2 protein-coding genes are annotated in these 2,263 nt (G+C 57.1%); both read left to right on the top strand.

What is annotated here, in order from left to right; translation table 11 throughout:
* Positions 1-59: 59 nt before the first annotated feature.
* Positions 60-635 (top strand): DUF3575 domain-containing protein, encoded by a 576-nt coding sequence (locus tag K2G43_RS04175; RefSeq protein ID WP_300153094.1) that lies wholly within the window; start codon positions 60-62, stop codon positions 633-635.
* 14 nt (positions 636-649) lie between these two features.
* Positions 650-2,140 (top strand): DUF3868 domain-containing protein, encoded by a 1,491-nt coding sequence (locus K2G43_RS04170; RefSeq protein ID WP_300153092.1) that lies wholly within the window; start codon positions 650-652, stop codon positions 2,138-2,140.
* The last annotated feature ends 123 nt before the right edge of the window (positions 2,141-2,263 follow it).

Raw genomic sequence — 2,263 nt, 5'->3', positions numbered from 1 at the left:
TCTCTTGGTAAGAGATGTATATATAAATAAGGTAAGTGATATAACAAGAAGAATACAATATGAAAAAACTAATCCTCGGTGTTTTTCTTGCCGTGTGCTGGTGCACCACCTCTCTCCACGCGCAAGATATCGCAGCAAAAACCAACCTGCTGTATTGGGCAGGTACCACGCCGAACCTGGGCTTTGAGCTCGGGCTGGGCAGACACACAACCCTCGAGCTCACGGGCGGATACAACCCGTGGACGTTCGACAAGGAGAGCAATAAGAAAATCAAGCATTGGCTTGTCATGCCGGAGTTCCGCTATTGGCTGTGCGAACGGTTCAACGGCCATTTCTTCGGAGTGCACAGCGGCTACACCTACTACAACGTCGGCGGCGTACGCATCCCCTTCATGAGCAAGGGTACCAAAGACCACCGTTATCAGGGATGGGCCACCGGCCTGGGACTCTCCTACGGCTACGCCTGGCTGCTGGGCAAGCGGTGGAGCATCGAGGCAACCATCGGGCTGGGTTATATCTATGCCAACTACGACCGCTACGAGTGCGCCACCTGCGGCGACTTCAAGGGGAGCAAGGACAAGCACTACGTAGGCCCCACCAAAGCAGGCGTCTCACTGATATATACTATTAAATAATGAAAGGAAAAGCAATGAAATATCTCTATTCATCCATCCTCCTGCTGGCCCTGGCGTTCAACCCCGAAGCGGCGCACGCCGACAACGTGACCGGCTACCTTTCCGGAATCAACATCGACAACCGGGAGATTTCCCGCAAGAACCGGGAAGTAGAGTTGAAAATGGTTGTTGACCTGAGCGGACTCAAAATGCGTACGCAGCACAGCCTGGCACTGGTTCCCGTGCTCGTGGCCAAAGACGGAAGCCGGGAGGCCGCCTTCCCGCCGGTGGTCATCGACGGAAAGACGCGGAGCAAGGTCTATCTGCGTGCCCAAAGCTTCAAAAGCGTGGAAATGCCGCCCTACCACGACGGTGACGCGCAAGTCATCATCCGCCGCAACAACGGCAAGGAGCAGGCTTACGACTACCGCGCGTCGCTGCCCTACGAACGCTGGATGCTGGACGGGCATATCGAACTGCGCGAGCGGGTGTCCGGCTGCGCCAACTGCGGCGTGGGCGAGGGCGCGCAAGAGTTGTCCGACTCCAAGGCGGCATTGGCGGCCTACGTGCCGCACTACAGCATGGAGCGCATGCAGCCCGCGCACGAGGTGGTGAAGGCGCGTGCCGAGACACGTACCGCACGCCTGCAGTTCCGCCAGAACAGCGCGAAGATAGACCCCAAGTTCAAGAACAACAGCGAGGAGCTGAACACGGTGGCCTCGTCCATCGAGGTGGTGAAGGACAACAAGGACCTCACCATCACGGGAATCCACATCACCGGCTACGCCTCGCCCGAAGGCACGGCGGAGTATAACAAGCGGCTGTCGCAGAGCCGTGCCGACGCTTTGGCGGCGCACGCGCAGCAGGACACCCGGCTGGACGCCTCCCTGTGGCACGTCACGGGCGTGGGCGAGGACTGGGAAGGCCTGCGCCGCGAGGTGGAGAAACACCCGAAGTTGCTGAAGATTGACGAGGTGCTGCGCATCATTGATGCCTGCGAGGGCGATCTTGACGCCTGCGAGCAACGCATCAAGACACTGGTGCCACCGGAAATTTACCAACGGATACTCAACGAGATGTACGGCCCGCTGCGCCGCATCGAATACCGCATCGAATACAACGTGCGCAACTTCAACATGGAAGAGGCGAAACGGCAACTCAAGAGCCGCCCCGACCTGCTGAGCGTGGACGAGATTTACAAGGTGGCCGACAGCTACGGCAAGGGTAGCGCGGAGTATAGAGAGGCGATGCTCGTTGCCGCCAACACCTATCCCGGAAACGTGGCGGCGGTAGTGAACGCGGCGTATATGGAGATGGATCGGGACGATACCGATGCCGCCATCCGTCTGATAGAAGGTTCTAAAGTGGCCGCTGCGCCGGAAGCGCTGAACGCATTGGGTGTGGCTTATGCCAAGGCGGGCAAGTATGAGAAGGCAGGCGAGGTGCTACGGCAGGCCAAGGCTGCCGGATGCCGGGAGGCGGAGAGGAATTTGCAGGAGCTGGAGAGAGTGATGGCAGATTTCTGATAAGGTTTTAAGTATAAGGATATAGATATGATTATTCACCTTTTAAAATAATATTATTATGAAGTTTAACAAGTATTTTATGCTGGGTTTGGCCGGTTTGGCATTCGCGGCATGTAGTAATGA

This window comes from Bacteroides sp. (genome assembly GCF_029057325.1).
Taxonomy (GTDB): domain Bacteria; phylum Bacteroidota; class Bacteroidia; order Bacteroidales; family Bacteroidaceae; genus Bacteroides.
The sequence above is the reverse complement of the archived record's forward strand: the minus strand, read 5'-3'. Positions and strand labels throughout refer to the sequence as shown.